General features: G+C 65.9%; 23 protein-coding genes. 5 read left to right on the forward strand and 18 right to left on the reverse strand.

Features of this window, described 5'->3' with window-relative positions:
- Positions 1 to 29: 29 nt before the first annotated feature.
- Together DCG74_RS25110 and DCG74_RS25115 are read left to right on the forward strand one after the other, a co-directional pair.
- Positions 30 to 584: a CAP domain-containing protein gene (locus DCG74_RS25110; protein ID WP_172783684.1), complete on the forward strand. Its 555-nt coding sequence runs from the start codon at positions 30 to 32 to the stop codon at positions 582 to 584.
- A gap of 73 nt (positions 585 to 657) precedes the next feature.
- Entirely contained in the window at positions 658 to 1,833 is a 1,176-nt protein-coding gene (locus DCG74_RS25115; protein WP_172783683.1) for an aminotransferase class V-fold PLP-dependent enzyme, read from the forward strand.
- A gap of 62 nt (positions 1,834 to 1,895) precedes the next feature.
- On the opposite strand, the gene DCG74_RS25120 is transcribed toward DCG74_RS25115, so the two are convergent.
- The gene (locus DCG74_RS25120; protein ID WP_172783682.1) at positions 1,896 to 2,357 is read right to left on the reverse strand and encodes a cupin domain-containing protein; all 462 of its coding nucleotides are present in this window, start codon (positions 2,355 to 2,357) and stop codon (positions 1,896 to 1,898) included.
- 126 nt (positions 2,358 to 2,483) lie between these two features.
- Between DCG74_RS25120 and DCG74_RS25125 the strand changes: the two genes are divergently transcribed.
- On the forward strand, positions 2,484 to 4,037 hold the full coding sequence (locus DCG74_RS25125; protein ID WP_172783681.1) for a winged helix-turn-helix domain-containing protein: 1,554 nt from the start codon (positions 2,484 to 2,486) through the stop codon (positions 4,035 to 4,037).
- 25 nt (positions 4,038 to 4,062) lie between these two features.
- On the opposite strand, the gene DCG74_RS25130 is transcribed toward DCG74_RS25125, so the two are convergent.
- Genes DCG74_RS25130 through yajC form a run of 6 tightly spaced genes read right to left on the reverse strand, consistent with a single transcriptional unit; the run spans position 4,063 to position 9,701 of the window.
- Positions 4,063 to 5,304 carry a threonine ammonia-lyase gene (locus DCG74_RS25130; protein ID WP_172783680.1) on the reverse strand — a complete coding sequence of 414 codons (1,242 nt, stop codon included), beginning with the start codon at positions 5,302 to 5,304 and terminating at the stop codon, positions 4,063 to 4,065.
- 45 nt (positions 5,305 to 5,349) lie between these two features.
- Positions 5,350 to 6,213 (reverse strand): phytoene/squalene synthase family protein, encoded by an 864-nt coding sequence (locus tag DCG74_RS25135; protein WP_172783679.1) that lies wholly within the window; start codon positions 6,211 to 6,213, stop codon positions 5,350 to 5,352.
- Positions 6,210 to 6,593 (reverse strand): Mth938-like domain-containing protein, encoded by a 384-nt coding sequence (locus tag DCG74_RS25140; protein WP_172783678.1) that lies wholly within the window; start codon positions 6,591 to 6,593, stop codon positions 6,210 to 6,212. Before DCG74_RS25140 ends, DCG74_RS25135 begins: the two co-directional genes overlap by 4 nt.
- Before the next feature lie 60 nt (positions 6,594 to 6,653).
- Complete coding sequence (gene secF, locus DCG74_RS25145) at positions 6,654 to 7,673, reverse strand: protein translocase subunit SecF (protein WP_172783677.1); 1,020 nt, start codon at positions 7,671 to 7,673, stop codon at positions 6,654 to 6,656.
- Between the two features lie 10 nt (positions 7,674 to 7,683).
- A complete protein-coding gene (gene secD, locus DCG74_RS25150) occupies positions 7,684 to 9,288 on the reverse strand; it encodes a protein translocase subunit SecD (RefSeq protein WP_172783676.1) in 1,605 nt (534 codons plus the stop codon).
- A 47-nt stretch (positions 9,289 to 9,335) separates the two neighbouring features.
- The gene (gene yajC / locus DCG74_RS25155; protein ID WP_172783675.1) at positions 9,336 to 9,701 is read right to left on the reverse strand and encodes a preprotein translocase subunit YajC; all 366 of its coding nucleotides are present in this window, start codon (positions 9,699 to 9,701) and stop codon (positions 9,336 to 9,338) included.
- Between the two features lie 182 nt (positions 9,702 to 9,883).
- Between yajC and DCG74_RS25160 the strand changes: the two genes are divergently transcribed.
- The gene (locus DCG74_RS25160; protein ID WP_172783674.1) at positions 9,884 to 10,867 is read left to right on the forward strand and encodes an ATP-binding protein; all 984 of its coding nucleotides are present in this window, start codon (positions 9,884 to 9,886) and stop codon (positions 10,865 to 10,867) included.
- Between the two features lie 171 nt (positions 10,868 to 11,038).
- Here the strand turns inward: DCG74_RS25160 and DCG74_RS25165 are convergent, their stop codons facing one another.
- Positions 11,039 to 12,424 carry a peptidoglycan DD-metalloendopeptidase family protein gene (locus DCG74_RS25165; RefSeq protein ID WP_172783673.1) on the reverse strand — a complete coding sequence of 462 codons (1,386 nt, stop codon included), beginning with the start codon at positions 12,422 to 12,424 and terminating at the stop codon, positions 11,039 to 11,041.
- 109 nt (positions 12,425 to 12,533) lie between these two features.
- Positions 12,534 to 13,184: a protein-L-isoaspartate(D-aspartate) O-methyltransferase gene (locus DCG74_RS25170; protein ID WP_172783672.1), complete on the reverse strand. Its 651-nt coding sequence runs from the start codon at positions 13,182 to 13,184 to the stop codon at positions 12,534 to 12,536.
- 228 nt (positions 13,185 to 13,412) lie between these two features.
- On the opposite strand from DCG74_RS25170, the gene DCG74_RS25175 reads away from it, so the two are divergent.
- Positions 13,413 to 13,784 (forward strand): response regulator, encoded by a 372-nt coding sequence (locus tag DCG74_RS25175; RefSeq protein WP_172783671.1) that lies wholly within the window; start codon positions 13,413 to 13,415, stop codon positions 13,782 to 13,784.
- A 3-nt stretch (positions 13,785 to 13,787) separates the two neighbouring features.
- Here the strand turns inward: DCG74_RS25175 and surE are convergent, their stop codons facing one another.
- The 9 genes from surE to nagZ all read right to left on the reverse strand — a co-directional run bounded on the left by surE (position 13,788) and on the right by nagZ (position 21,051).
- Positions 13,788 to 14,555: a 5'/3'-nucleotidase SurE gene (gene surE, locus DCG74_RS25180; protein ID WP_172783670.1), complete on the reverse strand. Its 768-nt coding sequence runs from the start codon at positions 14,553 to 14,555 to the stop codon at positions 13,788 to 13,790.
- Between the two features lie 109 nt (positions 14,556 to 14,664).
- Positions 14,665 to 15,027: a hypothetical protein gene (locus DCG74_RS25185; protein ID WP_172783669.1), complete on the reverse strand. Its 363-nt coding sequence runs from the start codon at positions 15,025 to 15,027 to the stop codon at positions 14,665 to 14,667.
- 119 nt (positions 15,028 to 15,146) lie between these two features.
- Positions 15,147 to 16,478 carry a serine--tRNA ligase gene (serS, locus tag DCG74_RS25190; RefSeq protein WP_172783668.1) on the reverse strand — a complete coding sequence of 444 codons (1,332 nt, stop codon included), beginning with the start codon at positions 16,476 to 16,478 and terminating at the stop codon, positions 15,147 to 15,149.
- Positions 16,479 to 16,615: 137 nt separating this feature from the next.
- Positions 16,616 to 17,428 carry a twin-arginine translocase subunit TatC gene (gene tatC, locus DCG74_RS25195; protein ID WP_172783667.1) on the reverse strand — a complete coding sequence of 271 codons (813 nt, stop codon included), beginning with the start codon at positions 17,426 to 17,428 and terminating at the stop codon, positions 16,616 to 16,618.
- Complete coding sequence (gene tatB / locus DCG74_RS25200) at positions 17,425 to 17,919, reverse strand: Sec-independent protein translocase protein TatB (protein WP_172783666.1); 495 nt, start codon at positions 17,917 to 17,919, stop codon at positions 17,425 to 17,427. The genes tatC and tatB overlap by 4 nt, the downstream gene beginning before the upstream one ends.
- A gap of 91 nt (positions 17,920 to 18,010) precedes the next feature.
- Positions 18,011 to 18,244, reverse strand: a complete 234-nt coding sequence (locus DCG74_RS25205; protein ID WP_018642198.1) for a twin-arginine translocase TatA/TatE family subunit — start codon at positions 18,242 to 18,244, stop codon at positions 18,011 to 18,013.
- 165 nt (positions 18,245 to 18,409) lie between these two features.
- Complete coding sequence (gene scpB / locus DCG74_RS25210) at positions 18,410 to 19,165, reverse strand: SMC-Scp complex subunit ScpB (RefSeq protein ID WP_172783665.1); 756 nt, start codon at positions 19,163 to 19,165, stop codon at positions 18,410 to 18,412.
- 21 nt (positions 19,166 to 19,186) lie between these two features.
- A complete protein-coding gene (locus tag DCG74_RS25215; RefSeq protein ID WP_172783664.1) occupies positions 19,187 to 20,026 on the reverse strand; it encodes a ScpA family protein in 840 nt (279 codons plus the stop codon).
- Positions 20,023 to 21,051: a beta-N-acetylhexosaminidase gene (gene nagZ / locus DCG74_RS25220; RefSeq protein ID WP_172783663.1), complete on the reverse strand. Its 1,029-nt coding sequence runs from the start codon at positions 21,049 to 21,051 to the stop codon at positions 20,023 to 20,025. Before nagZ ends, DCG74_RS25215 begins: the two co-directional genes overlap by 4 nt.

The following is a 21,051-nucleotide window of genomic DNA, read 5'->3' on the forward strand; positions in this document are numbered from 1 at the left end:
CAGAGATCATGGGCGGTCGGGGGACGATGATGCATCGTGTGGTTGGCGGGATCATCGCTGGTCTTGTGCTGCTGGCGGGCGCGCCCGCGCTGGCGGACTCTCCGGCCGAGCTGATCTCCAGCTTCCGTCTCAAGCATGGTGAGGCCCGCGTCGTCCGCGACGCCACCCTCGATCGCATCGCCATGGATCAGGCCCGCGCGATGGCAGCGAAGGACGACCTCAGCCACGACGCGCTCGGCCCGTTCAATCGCCGGGTCGCACCGGCCGGTGCGGGCCGCGCCGCCGAGAACATCGCCTACGGCTACGACAATTTCGAGAAGACGCTGGGCCAGTGGATCGACTCGTCCGGGCACCGCAAGAACCTGTTGCTGCACAACGCCTCCCGCGTCGGCATTGCCAGCGCCAAGAATGCGAGTGGCAAGCGCATCTATTGGGCCATGGTCATCGCCGGCGATTACGAGCCGAAGGGCAAAGGCAAGAAAAAGGACAAGGAGCCCGTCGTTGCCGTGAAGCGCGAGGTCGCTCCGGCCAGCAAGCCAAAGCCCAGCAATTGTCACGTCAAGCTGCTCGGCCTCTGCATCTGAGGCGCGCCAGCCCATCTTGCTCGCGCGCGGCAACGCGCCTAATTCATGGGATCGCAAGAAGCGGAGGGCGTGAGTGATCGACCTCGACCGAATACGTGCCGATACCCCAGCCACCAGCCGGCTCGCCTATCTCCACAACGCCGGCGCGGCGCTCATGCCGACCCCCGTTGTCGCCGCAATGAAGCAGCATCTCGACCTCGAAAGCGAGATCGGAGGCTATGCCGCCGCTGACCGCGAAGCCCCGCGGTTAGATGCGGTCTACGGCTCGGTCGCGCGCCTGCTGAATGCCGCGCCCGACGAGATCGCGCTCGTGGAGAATGCGACGGTTGCGTGGCAGATGGCGTTCTATTCGCTTCCGTTTCGGAAGGGCGACCGGATCCTGACCGCCGAAGCGGAATACGCGGCGAATTATGTCGCCTTCCTTCAGGTCGCCAAGCGAACCGGCGCGGTCATCGACGTGGTGCCGAGCGATGCCAGCGGTGAGCTCGACCTCCACGCGCTCGAACGGATGATCGAAAAGCGGGTGAAACTGATCGCCATCACCTGGGTTCCGACCAATGGCGGGCTGGTCAATCCGGCAGAGGCAGTCGGCAGGATCGCGCGGGCGCATGGCATTCCCTATCTGCTCGACGCCTGCCAGGCGGTCGGGCAGATGACAGTTGATGTCGAAGCCATCGGCTGCGACATGTTGTCGGCCACGGGCCGCAAATTCCTGCGCGGCCCCCGCGGCACTGGCTTTCTCTACATCCGCCGCGCGCTGCTGCAGCAGCTCGAGCCGCCGATGATCGACCATTTTGCAGCGCCCTGGGTCTCGCGCGATGAATATCGGCTCCGCGACGATGCCCGCCGTTTCGAGACATGGGAGAATAATTACGCGGCCCGGCTTGGGCTGGGCGCGGCTGTCGATTATGCCCTCGAGATCGGCATCGATCGGATCGAGCAGCGCTGCCGCCCGCTCGCCGGCCGCCTGCGCGGCGGCCTCGCCGCCCTTCCTGGCATCACCATTCGCGACCTCGGGCGTGCGCCGGGTGCGATCGTCAGCTTCACGATGGACGGGCACGAGGCGGACGACATTGTCGCCAGCGCCGCTGCAGCCGGCATCACGATCGGTGCTTCGGACCCATCGAGCACGCGCATCGATGCCGAGCTTCGCTCGCTGCCGCATCTCGTGCGGGCGTCACCGCATTACTACAACACGGAAGCCGAGGTCGATCGGCTGCTCGCGCATCTGGCGGACCTGACACGATAGCAAGAGGAGGCGGCGCGACCGGGCCGACCGTGAGGTCGCTCCACCATCGCACCGGCCTGACATCAAGCTCTTGTCGTCAATGCCGAGAGTTGGTCGGTATCGAAGCGGGCGCGTAAGGCGCTGATGGCTTTCGCATCCGGCGGCCCACTCGCCGTCAGCTTGGCCAGCTCCTCGAAATAATGCTCGTGTCCCGGTGGGGAGACGGTCATGAGCACGCGCGCGGGCTTCTCGCTCACATTTGTGATGTTGTGAGCTACGCCCGGAGGAATGAAGAGAAAGGTCCCGGGGGTTGCGCGGACGACCTCATCCCCAACGTGCCATTCACACTCGCCTTCGAGCATGTAGAACGTCTCTTCCTGAACACGATGCACGTGCCGGCCCGTGGCGAATCCTGCCGGAATTGTCCAGTCGAACATGCTCGTGTGCCTGGTGTCCTCGCCGGTCACCAGGAAGCCCATCGGTTGGCCGCGCAGCACGGCCCCTTCGGTCTCGCCGGGCCTGCGGATCACGTGTTTCGCGGTCATGTATCCCTCCATCGCTTGTTGCAGCGCTCCTCACGGCTGGAGCGATAGTGATCCAGGCGAGCCCGAAAGTGGTGAAGCCGTTCGGAAAACGTTGCAAAAAACCTGCGAAATGTGCCCTTCTTCGGCATGGCCGCGATCCTTGAATTTGGTCCCTTTCGGCTCGATGACGAGGCGGGGATCCTGTTCCACGGTGCCGAGCCGACCGGACTCGGCCGGCGCGCCGTGCTGCTCCTCGCCCTTCTCGTCCGGAAAGCTGGAGCGCCGGTTTCGAAAGATGCCTTGATCGAGGCGGCCTGGCCCGCCCAGGCCGTTGAGGACAGCAATCTGACCGTCCAGATCGCGGCGGTGCGGCGCACGCTGGCAGACATTTCCGGCGAGACGCATTGGATCGAAACGCTGCCGCGCCGCGGCTATCGCTATGTCGGCCCCACCGTGACGCCGTCCGATCCGGATCACGCTCAGGCGACGCCGCAAGCGCCGCCGCTGGCATTGCCCGACAGGCCGTCGATCGCAGTGTTGCCTTTCACGAACTTGAGCGGTGATGCGGACGAGGACTATTTTGCCGATGGGATGGTCGATGACATCATCACCGGGCTCTCACGCATCAACTGGCTGTTCGTGATCGCGCGGAATTCCACGTTCGCCTACAAGGGCCGCGCGGTGGACGTGAAGCAGGTCGGCCGCGAGCTTGGTGTACGCTACGTCCTGGAAGGCAGCGTCCGCAGAACAGGCACGCTGGTCCGCATCACCGGCCAGTTGATCGATGCGGCGAGCGGAATGCACGTATGGGCCGAGCGATTTGACCGCCGGTCCGAAGACGTCTTCGCGCTCCAAGATGACATCGCTTTGTCGACCGTCGGTGCCATCGCACCCAGCCTGCGGCGTGCCGAGATCAACAGGGTCAAGCGAAAGCGGCCGCACAGCCTGGATGCCTATGATCTCGTCCTGCGCGCCCAGCCGGACGTCGATTCCGGCATGCCCGCCCAGGTGACCCAGGCGCTCGTGCTGCTCGAACGTGCGATCGCGCTCGAACCTGCGTATGCGCTCGCGCATGGCAATGCGGCGATGTGCCATCATTGCTTGTTTCTCCGGGCCGGCTTGCAGGAAGCCAATCGCGAGGCTTCGATCCACCACGCGCGCTCGGCCATCGCCCAGGGCCAGGATGACGCGCTTGCGCTCACGCTCGCGGGTTTTTCGATCGGCATGGACGGGCACGATCGCTCCGCGGCCTTCACCGCGTTCGAGGCCGCGCTCGCCATCAGCCCATCATCGGCGCTGACCTACATTCTCGGCAGTGTCGTGCTCGGCTGGGGCGGAGATTCCGACCGCGCCATCGCGTGGAGCGAGCAAGGCCTGCGGCTCAGCCCGTTCGATTCCTGGGCTTTCGCCGCATTCGACGCCCAGGCGCTTGGGCACTTCCATCGCGGCCGATATGAGGAGGCGTGCCGCGCCGCTTACCGCTCGGTTCAGGCCAACCCTCGCCACAGCATCACCTACGTGCAATTGGCCGCAGCGCTGGCAAAGCTGGGACGATTGCAGGAGGCGAAAGCCGCGGCCGCGCGGGTGCTGGAGCTACACCCGACCTTCCGCTATGGCCGTCAATTTCAGGGCGTCAACTGCGCGCCGGCGCTGGCCTCTTCGCTGGGCGACGCCCTCCGCGCTGCAGGCCTTCCCGAGTAGCGCTCGGCTCGGCCTCGCGTGGCGCTCACGTGCAGCGCGCGCTCAGCCCGGATGCGCTGAGCCTGGCCATGACCTCGTCGAGATGCGCGGCATCGCGGGTCTCGATGACGAGCTGCAGCAGCGTCGCCTTGGCCGGCAGATCGGAGAAGGTCCGCTGGTGCGAGACCTCGATGATGTTGGCACCGGCCTCGGCCAGCAGCCCCGCCACCGCGGCGAGCTGCCCCGGCCTGTCGGGGATATCGAGCGACAATTGCGTCAGCCGCCCCTCGCGCGCCAGCTCGCGGGTGAGTACGGAAGCGATCAGCCGCGTGTCGATATTGCCTCCGCTCAGCACGAGGCCGACCTTCTCGCCGGCAAAGCGAGACGGATCGGACATCAGGGCGGCGAGGCCGGCGGCGCCGGCGCCCTCGACCACGGTCTTCTCGATCGAGATCAGGGTCGCGACCGCACGCTCCAGCTCGGCTTCGTTGACGAGGGCAATGTCGTCGACGAGGCGGCGGACGATTTCGGTGGTGATCCTGCCCGGTGATTTCACCGCAATGCCCTCGGCGAGCGTATCGCCGCGCGCCGGCAGATTGCCGTCATGGATGGCGTTGTACATCGAGGGATACAGCCAGGCCTCGACGCCCAATATCCGCAGCGACGGCTTGATCGACTTCGCGGCAATGGCAATCCCGCTGATCAGACCGCCGCCGCCGATCGGGACGACGAGCGTGTCGAGCTCCGGGACCGCCTTCAGCACTTCCAGTCCGATCGTGCCCTGCCCGGCGATGACGAGCGGATCGTCGTAAGGATGGACGAAGACCATGCCGTGCGCTTCACCGTGGCTTCGCGCAAAAGCGGCCGCCTCTTCCAGCGTCGCGCCCGTGACCACCACCTCGGCGCCGTGATGCCTGGTGTTCTCGATCTTCACCATGGGCGTGCCGATCGGCATCACGATGGTGGCGGGAATGCCGAGCCGCTTGGCGTGGTAGGCAACGCCTTGCGCGTGGTTGCCCGCGGACATCGCGATCACGCCCCGCACGCGCTCTTCCGGCGTCAGCGCGGTGAGCCGGTTGAGCGCGCCGCGCTCCTTGAACGAGGAGGTGAACTGGAGGTTCTCGAATTTCAGCCAGATGTCGCAGCCGCAGATGCTGCTCAGCGTGCGGCTGTAGCTGCAGGGCGTCTCGACGACGGCGCCTTGGATGGTCTTGGCGGCGGCGTGAATGTCTTCCGGTGCGACCGGAAGGCCGCTGAGATCGGACGTGCTTTGGGACATGTCACCCATAGGACAGCATAGAGCATTTGGCCGGGCCAGGCGATAAGCCGGCGCTTATTTGGTAAATTCACGCGATCGCGAGGCGCGCCACAGCGTCCAGAGCGTGCGCAACCGCGAGGTCGGCTGCAATGTAAACGGATTGCGTCCCGGGCGCGACAGGCGCGCGAGATCGGCCTGCGCCTGCCGCAGCAGCAGAAATGCCGGCCGCACCGGCGGCGCCAGCTGCGCCAGCAGCGATGAAGCCGCGGTCATATGCTGCCGGGCTTCACCCGCTAGTTGCTCCAGCACCGCATGGAGATTGGGTGTCTCCTTGCCGGCGAACACATCCTCCATGCTGCAATTGTGCTTCTCCAGCACCTGCTGCGGCACGAACAATTGCCGGTGCGCGGCATCGCGCGGCAGATTGGCGATGACCTGCACGATCCCCTGCGCCAGCCCGGCATGGCGGGCGAGATGCTCGGCCGCCTCCGACGGCGGTCCCAACACCTGCGCTGCGAGGGCGAACAGCGCCGATGAGGTCGCCGCCAGGTAACCTTCCAGCGCGGCCATGGTCGGCATCGGGTCGTTGTAGAGATCGAACTGGTGTTCCTCCGCAAGCAGCGACAGCGGCTCGACCGGCAGGTCGAAATCGCGGATCGCGCGGAGCAGCTCGGCCGCCACCGGATTGCCCTCGGCGCTGCCGTGGACCTGGCCCGACAGCATGTCGGTCCACCACTGCAGGCGGATCTCGCCGGGCAAGGGCTGGCTCACCTGGTCGCGAACGCGGACGATCTCGACGTTGAAGGCGTAGAGTGCCAGCAACGCGCGGCGCTCGGCGGCTGGCGCGAACAGGGTTGCAGCGTAGCGCGGAAAGTCATGGCTGCGCACGAGATCGGCGCAAAAGACAACTGAGTCGGGCGGCGGCGGGGGGGTGCTCATGGCACGGCGATCAGCGCGGCGGCAACCCGCCGCCGTTCACCGATCATGATGTTGTAGGTGCGCACGGCCGGGCCGGTCTGCATCGTGTCCAGCACCACCCTCACCGCCTTGAGCGCCTGACGCAGCTCGGGCGGCGGCAGCCACAGCCCGGTTCCGGTGCCGACCAGCAGCGTGTCGATGCTGTTGGCCGCCACGAACACCCGATCCAGCGAATAGCGGTCGATCTTCGCGGGGTCGGTCACGTCCCAGGCCCAGATCGCGTCGGGGAGGCAGAGCAGCGAGCCCCGATGCGACATGCCGGCAAAGGCGAAGCCGCCCTTGCCGTAGGCATCGATCGGCGCCGAGCGCGGGAAATGCGGAGCGTTGGGATCGCCGGCCATGAGCTTCGTCCGAATGGGCTTACTGCCCTCGCAAACGCCAGCGAGGGCATGAGGTTCGGATCATGCCTTGCTTTTCTTCGCCGGCGTCGCCGTATCGGGCGCATCTTCGCGATGCTCGCCGACGCCGAGATAGATCAGGATCGGCGCCGCAATGAAGATCGATGTGTAGGTGCCGACCAGCACCACGCCGAACATCATCACCGCGGTGAAGCTGTGGATGGCATGGCCGCCGAACAGCAGCAGCGCGAGCAGTGCCAGCGTCACGGTGACGTGGGTGATGATCGAGCGCGACAGCGTCGAGTTGATGGACTCGTTGAGCAGCTGCGGCATCGGCATCTTCTTGTAGCGCCGCAGCATTTCACGGATGCGGTCGTAGATGACGACGGTATCGTTGAGCGAATAGCCGAGAATCGTCAGCAGCGCCGCGATGCTGGTCAGGTCGAAATCGACCTGGCTGATCGACATGAAGCCGATCGTCAGCACGATGTCGTGCACGTTGGCGATCATGGCGCCCAGCGCGAACTGCCATTCGAAGCGGAACCAGAGATAGATCAGGATCGCGATGATCGCGAGCATCAGGCCGAGCATGCCGTAGGCCAGGAGCTCGCCGGCGACGCGAGGACCGAGCACCTCGGTGCGCTGAATGTCGACGCTGTTGCCGAGCGCGCCGCGAAGCTTCTGCAAGGCTGCCTGCTGGGCGGCGTCGCCGCCCGGCTGCTCCGCAACCCGGATCAGCACGTTCTCGGGACCGCCGAACTGCTGCAGCTGGACCTCGCCAAGGCCCAGGGCGTCGAGCGAGGTGCGCATCGCCGCGATGTCGGCGGTGCCGGACTTCGCCTTCACCTCCAGCAGCGTGCCGCCCTTGAAGTCGATACCGAGGTTCAGGCCGTGGGTGAAGAACAGCGTGATCGCGACGATCGACAGCGCGGCCGAGATCGGGAAACTGATGCGGCGGAAGCGCGTGAAGTCGAAATGCGTCTCGTCCGGAACGATGCGCAGCGACGGCAACAGGCCGAGGGCCGCGACCACGGTGAGGATGGCAATGAGGACGCCGAGCCCGATGAGAACGGTGTAAGTCACGATCAGGCTCCTAGATCGGCACGCTCTGCGGCCGCTTCCACCGCACCCACCATGCCACGATCAGTCGGGTCAGGGTAAAGGCGGTGAACACCGTGGTGATGATGCCGATGCCGAGCGTCACGGCGAAGCCGCGCACCGGGCCGGTGCCGATGTAGAACAGCACCGCGGCGGCAATGAAGGTGGTGATGTTGGAATCGAGGATGGTCGCGAGCGCCCGCTTGAACCCGGCATCGATCGCCGAGATCGCGTTGCGGCCGCCGCGCAGCTCCTCGCGGATGCGCTCGTAGATCAGCACGTTGGAGTCGACCGCGATGCCGACGGTGAGCACGATGCCGGCGATGCCGGGCAGCGTCAGCGTGGCATTGAGCAGCGACAGCAGGCCGAAGATCATGGCGACGTTGATGGCCACCGCGATGTTGGCGAACACGCCGAACAGCCGGTAGGTCACGAGCATGAAGATGATAACGAGGATCGAGCCGACATAGGCGGCGAGCTCGCCCTTCTCGATCGAGTCCTGGCCGAGGCCCGGGCCGACGGTGCGCTCCTCGACGACCGTGAGCGGCGCCGGTAGCGCGCCGGCGCGCAGGAGAATCGCGAGATCGTTGGCCGATTGCACGGTGAAATTGCCGGAGATCTGGCCCTGGCCGCCGGTGATGGGCTCGCGAATGACCGGCGCCGAGATCACCTTGTTGTCGAGCACGATCGCAAACGGCAGTCCGACGTTCTCGGTGGTAGCCTGCGAGAACTTGCGGGCGCCCGAGGTGTTGAACTTGAAGCTGACGACCGGTTCGCCCGTGCGCTGGTCGAAGCTCGCCTGGGCGTCGGTCAGGTCGCCGCCGGCGACCAGCACCTGCTTCTTGACCACGTAGGGCGTGGGCGGCGGCGATGCGCTCGTCAGCAGCTCGGATTCCGGCGGCAACCTGCCCGCTTGCGCCTGATCCGGCGGCACGGAGGTGTCGACCATGCGGAATTCCATCTTTGCGGTCTTGCCCAGCAGCTCTTTCAGGCGGGTGGGATCCTGGAGACCGGGGACCTGCACCAGGATGCGGTCGTTGCCCTGGCGCTGGATCACTGGCTCGACGGTGCCGAGCTCGTTGACGCGGCGTTCGACGATCTGGATCGACTGCTCGATGGTCTTGCGCATGCGGTCGAGCATCGCGGCCTGCGGGACGCTGAGGCGGATCACACCGCCGCCGGCATCAGCCACCTCGAGGTCACGTTGACCGCTGGATCCCATGAGGCCGCCCAGCGGCTGGGACAGCTCGCGCAGCTTGGCGAGTGCCGGCTGCACGTCGGTTTCCTTGGTGATGCGAACCTCAACCGCGTCGTTGCGCACCGTGACGCCGCCGGTAAAGCCGATCTTGGCGTCGCGCAGCGTCCGGCGAACGTCGTCGCGGATCTGGTCCAGCCGCTCCTTCTTCACGTAGTTGGAATCGACCTCGAGCAGGAGATAAGAGCCGCCCTGGAGGTCGAGGCCGAGCACGAGCCGGCGCTGCGCCCAGGCCGGCCACGTCTTGACCTGCGCCTCGGGGAAGAAGTTCGGGACCGCGCAGAGGCACACGATCAGCGCCGTCAGGATGATCCCGAGCGCCTTCCACCGCGTGAAATACAACATCGACTGGACCTGTCAGATCAGGAGACTTGAGATGCTCGCGGAAGCGCTCACTTCGACGCGGCGTCGTCCTTGGCGGTTTCCTTGCTTTCCTTGGCCGGCTCGCCCTTGGCGCGAACGCCCGAGATCATCTGGCGCATCTGCCGCACGCGCACGCCGTCGGAAATCTCGAACTCGATCTGGTCGTCGTCGACCACCTTGGTGACCTTGCCGACGAGGCCGCCCGAGGTCACGACGGTGTCGCCGCGGCGGATGTTCTTCACGAGCTCGGCGTGGTCGCGGACCTTCTTCTGCTGCGGGCGCAGAATCAGGAAGTACATGATCACGAAGATCAGGGCGAACGGCAGCAGCGACATCAACATGCTGTTGGTGTCGCCGGCGCCCGCGGCCTGGGCATACGCAGGGGTAATCAGCATTCGGACGATCCTCGTGAGAACGGGGGAAAGCCGGTCGGGCCCTCAAGGGCGACCGGTTCGGTCAAATTCGCGCGGACTATAGCGGCCATTGCCCCAATTGCAACGCTGGCAGACCGCCCTTTTGGGCCACCTTGCGGCGGCCCCTGAGGCCCGATAAGGCTGCGTTCTCAGGAACTTCGGACATGCCCAAGAAACCAGACAAAAGCCCGGCCGGCAAAGGCCCCCGCACCCCTGCCAACAAGCCCGCCCGCGTCGCGGCAAAACGCCCCACGGCGGCGATCGCCGAGACAGGCCCCAACCTTGCCCAGGAGCGCATCGTCCGCGCCCTGGAGACCATTGCGGCGCACCTTTCCGCCCGGGGCACGCCGGCCGTCGAGCCCGAGTCGTTCAAGCGGGCCGATGCCTATGTCTGGCACCCTGACGGACGCCTCTCGGCGGTGCCGCGAGTCAGTCGCGTCGAGCTGTTCCTGCTCAAGGGCGTCGACCGGATGCGCGACATCCTGATGGAGAACACCGAGCGCTTCGCCAACGGCCTGCCGGCCAACAACGCCCTGCTCTGGGGCGCACGCGGCATGGGCAAGTCGTCGCTGGTGAAGGCGACGCATGCCAGCATCAACGCGGAGCGCAAACCGGTCGACAAGCTCAAGCTGATCGAGATCCACCGTGAGGACATCGAGACCCTGCCGGCCCTGATGGAGCAGCTGCGCGCCTCCGCCTTCCGCTTCATCGTGTTCTGCGACGACCTCTCCTTCGACGGCAACGATGCCTCCTACAAGTCGCTCAAGGCGGTGCTCGAAGGGGGGATCGAAGGCCGGCCCGAGAACGTCATCCTCTATGCCACCTCCAACCGCCGCCATCTGCTGGCACGCGACATGATCGAGAACGAGCGCTCGACCGCGATCAATCCGGGCGAAGCGGTCGAGGAGAAGGTGTCGCTGTCGGATCGTTTCGGCCTCTGGCTCGGCTTTCACCGCTGCAGCCAGGACGAATATCTCGCCATGGTGCGCGGCTATTGCAGCCATTTCGGCATCAAGATCGACGACGAGGCGCTGGAGCGCGAAGCGCTGGAATGGTCGACGACGCGCGGCTCCCGCTCGGGTCGCGTCGCCTGGCAGTTCGTGCAGGAGCTGGCGGGACGGCTCGGTGTGAAGCTGACGGCGCAGTAGCGAACAGTGTCGCCCTCACCCCAACTGTCATTCCCCGCGCAGGCGGGGAATCCAGTACGCCGCAGCTAATCGGCTCAACAATAGCTGTCTCTGGAATACTGGATCGCCCGGTCAAGCCGGGCGACGACAGTGTGCTTCTGGTGATCGCGTGCCCTGCTCCGGGCCCGCGCCTCACGCCCCGTTCAGGAATTGAAGCGGGTCAACCGGGCTCGACCCCTTGCGGATCTCGAAGTGGAGCTGCGGCGACGCCACTTCCCCGGATTGACCCGACTTGGCAATGACCTGGCCGCGCTTGATGGTATCGCCGCGCTTCACCAACAGCTCACTCGCATGGGCATATGCGGTGACGTAGCCGTTGGAGTGCCGAACCAGAACCAGATTGCCGTAACCCTTCAGCTCGTTGCCGGAATAGGCGACGACGCCGTCTTCGGCTGCCTTGACCGGCGTCCCCTCGGGCACCGCGAGATTGATGCCGTCATTGGATTTGCCATTGGTCTTGGCGCCATAGGTCGTGACCACCTTGCCGCGGACGGGCCAGCGGAAGGTCGGCAGCGCGCCGGTGGCCTCCGCAGCCTTCGCCGGCGTCTCAGCGGGCTTCTCTTCGACATTGCTCGTGGCCTGGGCGAGACGCGCGCTCTGCACGGGCGCGGCGGCAGTGGCCATTTTGGTCGTGGGCGCCGGAGCTGCCGCGACGGGCTGGAGCGTTCCGGCCACCGGTGCGGCCGCGACCGGAGCCGCAGCAACCGGCGCCGCAACGGCGGCGGTCTTGGCGCCGGGCACGGTCAGCTTGGTGCCGAGCTTGAGCTTTGCCGACGGATCGAGGCCGTTGGCACGGGCGAGCTCTGCCGCCGAGACGTGGTTCTTGCGCGCGATGCTGGCCAGCGTGTCGCCGCGGTTGACGAAGTGCGTGCTCGGCGGTGCGGCGACGGCCGCAACCGGCTTCGCTGCAGGCGCAGCCGCAACCGGAGCCATCGTGGGCGCCGGTGCAACTGTCGTCGCCGCAGACGGAATGATCAGCTGCTGGCCGGGCGAGAGCGCCCGCGGCCCCTTGTAGCCGTTGGCGGCCAGGATGGCCTGCGGCGTGACGTGATAGCGCTTGGCGAGCACGTCGAGCGTATCGCTGGTGCCGACGATGATCTTGGTCCCGCCGACCGGCTGGGCGGCCGCGACCGACCGCGGCGGCACGGTAGCCGTGGTCTCCAGGTGCGGTTGCGCCGGAGGCGCATATGAACTGACGCCGCGTCCGCCGCCGGATACGCCGCTGCCGGAGGCAACGGGATAGGATTGCGGGGCGGACACCGCGGGCGGAGGCAAAGCCTGCGACTGGTAGTAACCGGGCTGCGTTTGCGGCCGCGCGTATTGCGGCAGCTCACGCTGCGGCGGCGGTGGCTGCTGCACCGAACCGGTCTGCTCGGAGGCGAAGGGATTGGAGAAGTTCGACTGGGACAGCCGCGACGACATGTCGGCGCTGCACCCTGCAAAGCTGAAGGAGATCAGCGCCAGCACCGCGACCTGCGGCACGCGGCGCGAGTAAAGCAACTCGGCGACAGCGGACATGGTTACTCACTCGTACGCAACAGAACTGGTGTTTTAAGTAAACACGCGCCGAGTAAATAACGGCTTAACCCTCACAATAAGATGTTGGCGGCACTGCCGATCCGGGATTCTACAGCTCCCGCGCCACACCGGGCAGGGCCGGCACGAAGCGGACCTCGACGAGTTCCTTGTGCTCGATCCCGGTTTCGGTCCGGGCCAGGCGGGTCAGCGTCTGCACGCCCTGATGCGGGCCGACGGGGGCGATCAGGATGCCCCCGACCTCCAGCCGCTCGACCAGGTTCTCCGGAATCTGCTCCATCGCGGCGGTGACGATGATGCGGTCGAACGGGCCGATGTTGGGAGGCAGATTGAGACCGTCCCCGAGCATCACCTCGACATTGTGACAATCGAGCTTCTCAAGCCGGGCGCGTGCCGCCTCGGCCAGCTTGCGATAGCGCTCGACGGTCAGCACCTGGCCGGCGAGCCGCGACAGCACGGCGGCCTGGTAGCCCGAGCCAGTGCCGATTTCCAGCACCCGGTGCTGCTTCTGGAGCTGGAGCTGCTCGGTCATGTAGGCAACGACGAAGGGCTGACTGATGGTCTGCCCGCAGGCGATCGGCAGCGCGCTGTCGCGATAGGCGCCGTCGCGATCGGCCTCGTCGACGAAAAGCTCGCGCGGCACCTCTTCCATGGTCCGCAGCACGGCCTGATCACTGATGCCACGACGCCTCAGCGTGAGCTGAAACATCATCTTTTCCGGCGGCTGCTGGTCGGGCGTCATTGCTGCTATTGCTCATCTCGTCTGGCGGATCGCCGTACTGCACCGCAAGAACCCGAGACGAGAATCTTGTTCCGGCTCAGGAACTCATGATAGCCTTTCGGCGCAGCATTTGACCACAACAGGCATTCAAAGCGCTAAGCCATTTGTGGGGTTTGCGTTCGCCGAAACGCGCATTGCGTCGCCTATCGTTATCTGCGAACGTTTACGAGAATGGGCAAGGACTCAACCATGACTGCGACAGGGCTTTCGGGCCGCTCTGTTTTCCTCGTCGAGGACGAGGTCATGATCAGAATGATGGTCACGGATATGCTGGAGGAGCTCGGCTACAAGGTAGCCGCCGAGGCGGGTGACATCACCGAGGCCATGCGGCTTGCGCAATCCACCGATTTCGACCTCGCCATTCTGGACGTCAACGTCAACGGCAAGGTCATCTCGCCCGTCGCCGATGTCATCATGGCCAAGGGCTGCCCGTTTATCTTCGCCACCGGTTACGGCTCCTCCGGCCTGCCCGAGCAATATCGCGACCGGCCGGCGCTGCAAAAGCCGTTTCAGCTCGACGCGCTCGGCAAGACCATCGAGGCCGCGCTTCGCGGCGGCTAGCCTTTATTTCAGGGTGAGGCCCAGCTGCTCCGAAAACGCTTCGTCGGTACGGTCGAGCCGGAGCGGGGTGACCGAGACGTAGCGCTCGCGCAGCGCCGCGAGATCGGTGCCGTCGGCGGGCGTGTCGAGCATCGCGGTGCGCTCGAAGCCGATCCAGAAATAGGGATTGCCGCGGCCGTCCCTGCGCTCGTCGATCCTGAGGAAGCCGAGATTGCGCTTGCCTTGCCGCGTGACGCGGATGCCCAGCACATCCTCCGGCGCGCAGGACGGGAAGTTGATGTTGATAACGGTGTCCTTCGGAACGCCGGCGGCGATCACCTTGCGCAGGATATCCGGTCCGAATTTGCGCGCCGTATCCCAAGGCGGCCGTTCGCGCGTCTCGACGCTGAACTCCTGCGACAGCGCGAACGACGGCAATCCCAGGATGGTGCCTTCCAACGCGCCGGCAATGGTGCCGGAATAGACGACATCCTCGGCGACGTTGCGGCCCTTGTTGACCCCGGACAGCACGACATCGGGCAGCTTGGCACCCAGGATATGGCGGGCCCCCATGATGACGCAGTCCGTCGGCGTGCCGCGCACGGCGAAGTGCCGCGGGCCGACCTCGCGCAGACGCAAGGGATCGTTCAGCGACAGCGAATGCGACACGCCGGACTGGTCGAGCTCGGGCGCCACCACCCAGACATCATCGGACAAGGCGCGCGCGATCTCCTCCACGACCTTGAGGCCGGGAGCGTGGATGCCGTCGTCATTGGTGCAGAGAATGCGCATGCGGAAGGTTCGACTCCTGAAAGCGGGTCTGAGCCGTCTTATCCGGCCAGGGCCGATCAGGCAAACCGGACGATTGCGGTCCGCCGGCTGGTTCCCTGGCTGGGTCCCGCTAGCGGCGAATGCGCCATTGCGGCAGGAAGCGCGCGAGCCGGCCTTCCGCACGCAGTTGCATCGCCGGCACGACCTGGTTCACGACGGAAGCCTCAATGACGCCGAGCGCCTTCAGCTGCGCCACGAACGGGTCAGACGTCGGCTCCTGCGGAAAGCGTTCGCGTGCCACGGTCAGCGCCTTGTCGAAATCCGCTGCATTGACCCCGGGCTTGGCCCGCCGGCTCTGCACGAGATCGTCGTCCCAGAGCCGCGCGATCTCGATGTCGAGAACGCCGCGGAGGCGCTGATCGACGGCCTGGATCCCGGCCCCTGTCACCGCCCATTGTCGGCCGACCCAGAAGATGTCGCGGTGCAAGGCCATGAACGGAGGGGTTCGCGTGGACGGGCCGGCAGGATAGCCGGCCGCCCGATCTTCGCAACGCGATTCTCGTCATGCCGCGTTTCGGACGCGAACCGGTGCCCACTTCGCGGGAAAACGCTTTAGTCGCGTGCGATCACCTTCAGCCCGCCCATGTAGGGCTGGAGCACGTCAGGGACCGCGATCGAGCCGTCCTCCTGCTGATAGGTTTCCATCACGGCAATCAGCGCGCGGCCGAGCGCGGTGCCAGAGCCGTTCAGCGTGTGCACGAAGCGCGGCTTGCCGTCGGGCCCGCGCGAGCGCGCATCCATGCGGCGGGCCTGGAAGTCGCCGCAGACCGAGCAGCTCGAGATCTCGCGGAACGCCCCGCCCTCGCCCTGCCCGGGCATCCAGACCTCGATGTCGTAGGTTTTTTGCGACGAAAAACCCATATCTCCGGTGCACAGCGTCATGACGCGGTAGTGCAAGCCGAGCCGCCGCAGCACCTCCTCGGCACAGGCGAGCATACGTTCGTGCTCATCCTTGCTGGTCTCCGGCGTCGTGATCGACACCAGCTCGACCTTGGTGAACTGGTGTTGGCGGATCATCCCGCGCGTGTCCCGCCCCGCCGCACCCGCCTCGGCGCGGAAGCAGGGCGTCAGCGCCGTGAGACGCATCGGCAGCTGCTTCTCGTCAACGATGGATTCGCGCACCAGGTTGGTAAGCGCTACCTCCGCTGTCGGAATGATGCCGAGACGTTCAGTCTGCAGCCGCTCATATTCGGGCGCGGCGAGCAACTCGCCCTTGATCGCCCAGAACTGGTCGTCCTCGAATTTCGGCAACTGTCCGGTACCGAACATGATCTCGTTGCGCACCAGCAGCGGCGGATTAATCTCGGTATAGCCATGCTCGTCGACATGCAGGTTCAGCATGAACTGACCGAGCGCGCGTTCGAGCCGCGCAAGCCCCTTCTTCAGCACGACGAAGCGCGCGCCGGAGAGCTTTGCCGCCGTCTCGAAATCCATGTCACCGAGCGCGCCGCCGAGATCGTCGTGGGGTTTGGGCGCGAACGCGTAGTTGCGCCTGTTGCCGAAGACATGGCGCTGCACGTTGCCATGCTCGTCGGCGCCATCGGGTACCTCGCCGAGCGGCAGATTGGGGATTGCCGACAGCTCCCTGGCGAGCTCATCGTCAGCGGCTTTCGCGGCCGCTTCGAGGTCCGGCATCGTGGTCTTGAGCTCGGCGACTTCGGCCATCAGCTTGGCCGCACGCGCCTCGTCCTTGGCCTTCTTGGCGTCGCCGATCTCCTTCGAGGCCGCGTTGCGCCGCGCCTGCGCCTGCTCGGAGGCCAGGATCGCTGCACGCCGCTTCTCGTCGATCGCAAGCAGAGAGGCCGACATCGGCTTCAGGCCACGCCGGGTGAGGCCGGCGTCGAAGGCTTGCGGATTGTCGCGGATCGCTTTGATGTCGTGCATGGCTGTCTTCCCGTCATGGCCGGGCTTGTCCCGGCCATCCACGTGTCTGCCGCCTTAGATCAAGTCGTGGATGCCTGGGTCAAGCCCGGGCATGACGAATCATGGGCTGAGCAGCGACATGATAGTGCGAAAGTGCCCTACTCCGCCGGCTTGGCCGGCGTCGACACGTCGGTGCCGGTGGCTTGCGACGAGGCCGCCGCCTTCTTCTCCACCATCGCCACCGCGATGATCGAGCCCTCGTAGAGCGCCATCAGGGGGATCGCGAGCGAGCACTGGCTGAGCACGTCGGGTGGCGTCAGCACGGCCGCGATCACGAAGGCCATCACGATGAAATAGCGCCGCTTCTCGCGCAGCATCTTCGAGCTCACGATGCCGATCCGTCCGAGCAGCGTCAGGATCACCGGCAGCTGGAAGGCGATGCCGAAGGCGAAGATCAGCGACATCATCAGCGACAGATATTCGCCGACCTTGGGCAACAGCTGAATCTGCGCGGTCTCGTCGCCGCCGGCCTGCTGCATGCCGAGCGAGAAGCGCACCAGCATCGGCAGCACGACGAAATAGACCAGCGCCGCACCGAGCACGAAGAAGAACGGGGTCGCGACCAGATACGGCAGGAAGGCCTGCTTCTCGTGCTTGTAGAGCCCGGGCGCGACGAATTTGTAGATCTGCGTCGCCACGATCGGGAACGAGATGAAGCCGGCGCCGAACAGGGCGAGCTTGAGCTGGGTGATGAAATATTCCAGCAGCGCCGTGTAGATGAATTTCGAGTTCTCGGGACCCGCGATCCACACGAACGGCCAGACCAGCACGTTGTAGATCTGCTTGGCGAAGAAGAAGCAGAAGATGAAGGCCACGCCAAAGCCGAGCAACGCCTTGATCAGCCGCGAGCGCAGCTCGATCAGGTGGTCCATCAGCGGGGCTTTGCTGGCCTCGATATCGGCGTCGGTCATGACGCTTTGGCGTCCTTGATCGCTTCGGATGGCGCGGTGTCCTGCGCAACCGTCGCCTGTTCGACCTCACGGGTGATCGCGAGCGGCTCGTTCGCGGCCGCATGCGCTTCGGCTTCCATGAAGGTCGAAGGCGTTGGGCTCTCCGGTGTCGTGGGCGTGACGGGCGGATCGACGGCCGTGGCGGCCGACGGCTCGGCCGGCTTGTCCAGCGCATCGACGCGAAGCGCGTCGCTCACGTCCTTCTGGAGCGAGGTCAGCGGATTGAATCCCGTGGCGGCTTCCTTGACCTCGTCGAAGCTCTTCTTGAGGTCGGCCATCTCGGCCTCGCGCATCGCCTCCTGGAATTGGCCCTGGAATTCGGCGGCCATCTTGCGCGCCTTGCCCATCCATTGCCCGACCATGCGCAGCACGCCCGGCAGCTCTTTCGGGCCGATGGCGATCAGGGCCACGACCCCGATGAGGACCAGTTCACTCCACCCGATGTCGAACATGAGGTCTTCCGTTCACGCGAAGCCGGACCCGGCCCAATCCCTTGCGCGCAGGATCGGGGCCGCTACCCGCGTCTCGCGTGCTGCTTCCGGCTCAGACGGCCTTGCTGCCGACGTCGGACCGTGCCGCGGTCGGCGCCGCATTGTGCTCGATCGACTTGGCCGGCTCGGGCTTCTCGGCAGGCTTGTCGTCGTCCTGCATGCCCTTCTTGAACGCCTTGATGCCCTGCGCCACGTCGCCCATCAGATCCGAAATCTTGCCGCGGCCGAACAGCAGCAGGACCACTGCGATCACCAAGATCCAGTGCCAAATGCTGAGTGAACCCATCCTGCAACCCTCCAAACGCGCATGGCCGGGGACCCGGCCGATCTTCACCGAAACCTAGGCTTGGCAGGTCTCAAAAACAAGGACCAAGGCGGCGCCAATTCGCTGTCGGCGCTACGCAATCTTGCTAGTGTTAACTGTCGCAGGGGCCCGTATTTCGCCGGGGCGTCACTCTTCGGTGCCGCCCTCGCCGCCCCCCTCATTGCCGCCATCCGGCGGGCTCTCGGGCTCGACCGCAGGCGCGAGCGCGAGATCGAGGTCATCGCCCGGTTCCAGCGGATCCTCGTCCTCACGCAGGGCCGGATCATCCGACGGCGTCGGCACGCTGAAGCCGGTCGGCAGGCGCGAATCCAGGAGGCCAGTGCCCTTGAGCTCTTCCAGGCCCGGGAGGTCGCCGAGCTGCTCCAGGGTGAACTGCGACAGGAACTCCTCCGTGGTTCCGAAGGTGAGCGGACGGCCGGGCGTCTTGCGACGGCCGCGCGGCTTGATCCAGCCGGTCTCCAGCAGCACGTCGAGCGTGCCCTTCGACGTGACGACGCCGCGGATCTCCTCGATCTCGGCCCGCGTCACCGGCTGGTGATAGGCGATGATCGCCAGCACCTCGATCGCGGCACGCGACAGGCGCCGAGTCTCGGTGCTCTCGCGCGTCATCAGCCAGGCCAGATCGCCGGCGGTGCGGAACGTCCATTTGTTTGCGACGCGGACGAGGTTGACGCCGCGCGAGGCATAATCGGCCTGCAATTGCTCGAGCGCAGCCTTGACGTCGACGCCTTCGGGCATGCGCTTGGCCAACGTCGCGGTGTCCAGCGGTTCACTCGAGGCGAACAGCAGCGCCTCCAGCAGCCGCAATTCCTCGGGGCGCGCCTGGGATTCGTTCTCCATCGGCTCGGCCTCTTCTACCCGCACTTCAGCCAGGCTTGCCATGGCAGATTCTCCTTCTTGCACTTAAGCGACCGGCGCATCAGGCGCAGGAGCTGCGTCTGGAACCGGTTTTGGGCGCCCCTTCCGGAAATAGATCGGCGCAAACGCTTCCTTCTGATTCAGCTCGAGCTGACCTTCGCGCACCAATTCGAGCGCGGCGGCAAAGCTCGAGGCGAACACCGTTGCGCGCTGCGTCGGGTCGGCGACATGCCGGATCAGGAAGTCGTCGAGAACACCCCAATCGTCCTGCTCGGTGATGCTGCCGACCAGCCGCTCCAGCGTGGCGCGTGCCTCGGCGAGCGACCACACCGTGCGCTTGGCCAGATGCACGCTCGCCAGCACGCGCGACTGGCGCTGCGCGGCATAGGCGGTGAGCAGGTCGTAGAGCGTTGCCGTGTACTTCGGGTGCTTGATCTCGGCGATGTGCTCGGGCTCGCCGCGCGGGAAGATGTCGCGCTGCAATTGCGGCCTGTTCATCAGCCGGTTGGCGGCTTCGCGAATGGCTTCCAGCCGGCGCAGGCGGTTGGCGAGCGCCGTCGCCATCTGCTCGGCGCTCGGGCCTTCCGCGCTCGGCGGCTCCGGCAGCAGCAGACGCGACTTCAGGAAGGCGAGCCATGCGGCCATCACCAGATAGTCCGCGGCGAGCTCCAGCCGGATCTTTCGCGCGGCTTCGATGAAATGGAGGTACTGGTCGGCGAGCGCCAGGATCGAGATCTTGGCGAGGTCGACCTTCTGCTGTCGCGCCAGCGCGAGCAACAAATCGAGCGGGCCCTCATAGCCCTCGACGTCCACCACCAACGCCGGCTCACCCTCGGCGAGCTCTGCGGGCCGCCCGGTTTCGAACGATAGGATTTCTGCGGTCATGCCGATGCCGTGTTTGCCCGTGCGATCAATGCGTCCAGCTCAGTGCGTGCGGCCACGCGGTCGAACGGCTGCGGCGGCTTGCGTGCGGCGAGCGCGGCTTTCGCCCGCTCCAACGCCCGGCCGGCCAGTTCAGGAGTCTGACTGGCGACGTCGCGCATCTCCTCGATGCTGCCGTTGCAATGCAGGGCCACGTCGCAGCCGGCCGCGAAGATCGCGCGGGTCCGCTCGGCGATATTCCCCGACAGCGCGTTCATCGACACGTCATCACTCATTAACAAACCCTGGAACCCGATTGCGCCGCGAATCACGTCAGCAATCATTGTCGCAGATGTCGTCGCCGGATGGGCGGGGTCGAAGGCGCTAAACACAACATGTGCAGTCATGGCCATCGGCAGATCAGCCAGCGGCTTGAACGCGGCGAAATCGGTCCGCTCCAGCTCGTCCAGGGGCGTGTCGACGGTTGGCAGCTTGAAATGGGTGTCGGCGGTGGCGCGGCCATGCCCGGGAATGTGCTTGAGCACCGGGAGCACGCCGCCCTGCTCCAGGCCCTTGGTGACTGCGCGGGCAATCGCCGCGACTTTGCCCGGCTCCGTGCCGTAGGCCCGGTTGCCGATGACCGCGTCAGCGCCCGGCACCGGCACGTCCGCCAGCGGCAGGCAATCCACGGTGATGCCGAGATCAACGAGATCGGCTGCGATCAGGCGCGCACTGAGGCGCGCCGCAGCGAGCCCGAGGGCCGAATCAGTGTCGTACAAATTCGCGAAAACGGCTCCCGGCGGATAAACCGGCCAGTGCGGCGGCCCTAGCCGCTGCACCCGTCCGCCCTCCTGGTCGATCAGGACGGGCGCCTCGGGGGCATTCGCGACTGAACGCAATTCCGCAACCAACGCAGCAACTTGCGCCGGTGTCGCGACATTGCGCTTGAACAAGATGAAGCCCCATGGGCGTTCGGCACGGATAAACTCCCGCTCGGCGGCGGTCAGTTCCGTTCCGGATACGCCGGTAATGAAGGCCCGCGTGCTCAT

It is taken from the genome of Bradyrhizobium sp. WBAH42 (assembly GCF_024585265.1).
Lineage (GTDB): Bacteria > Pseudomonadota > Alphaproteobacteria > Rhizobiales > Xanthobacteraceae > Bradyrhizobium.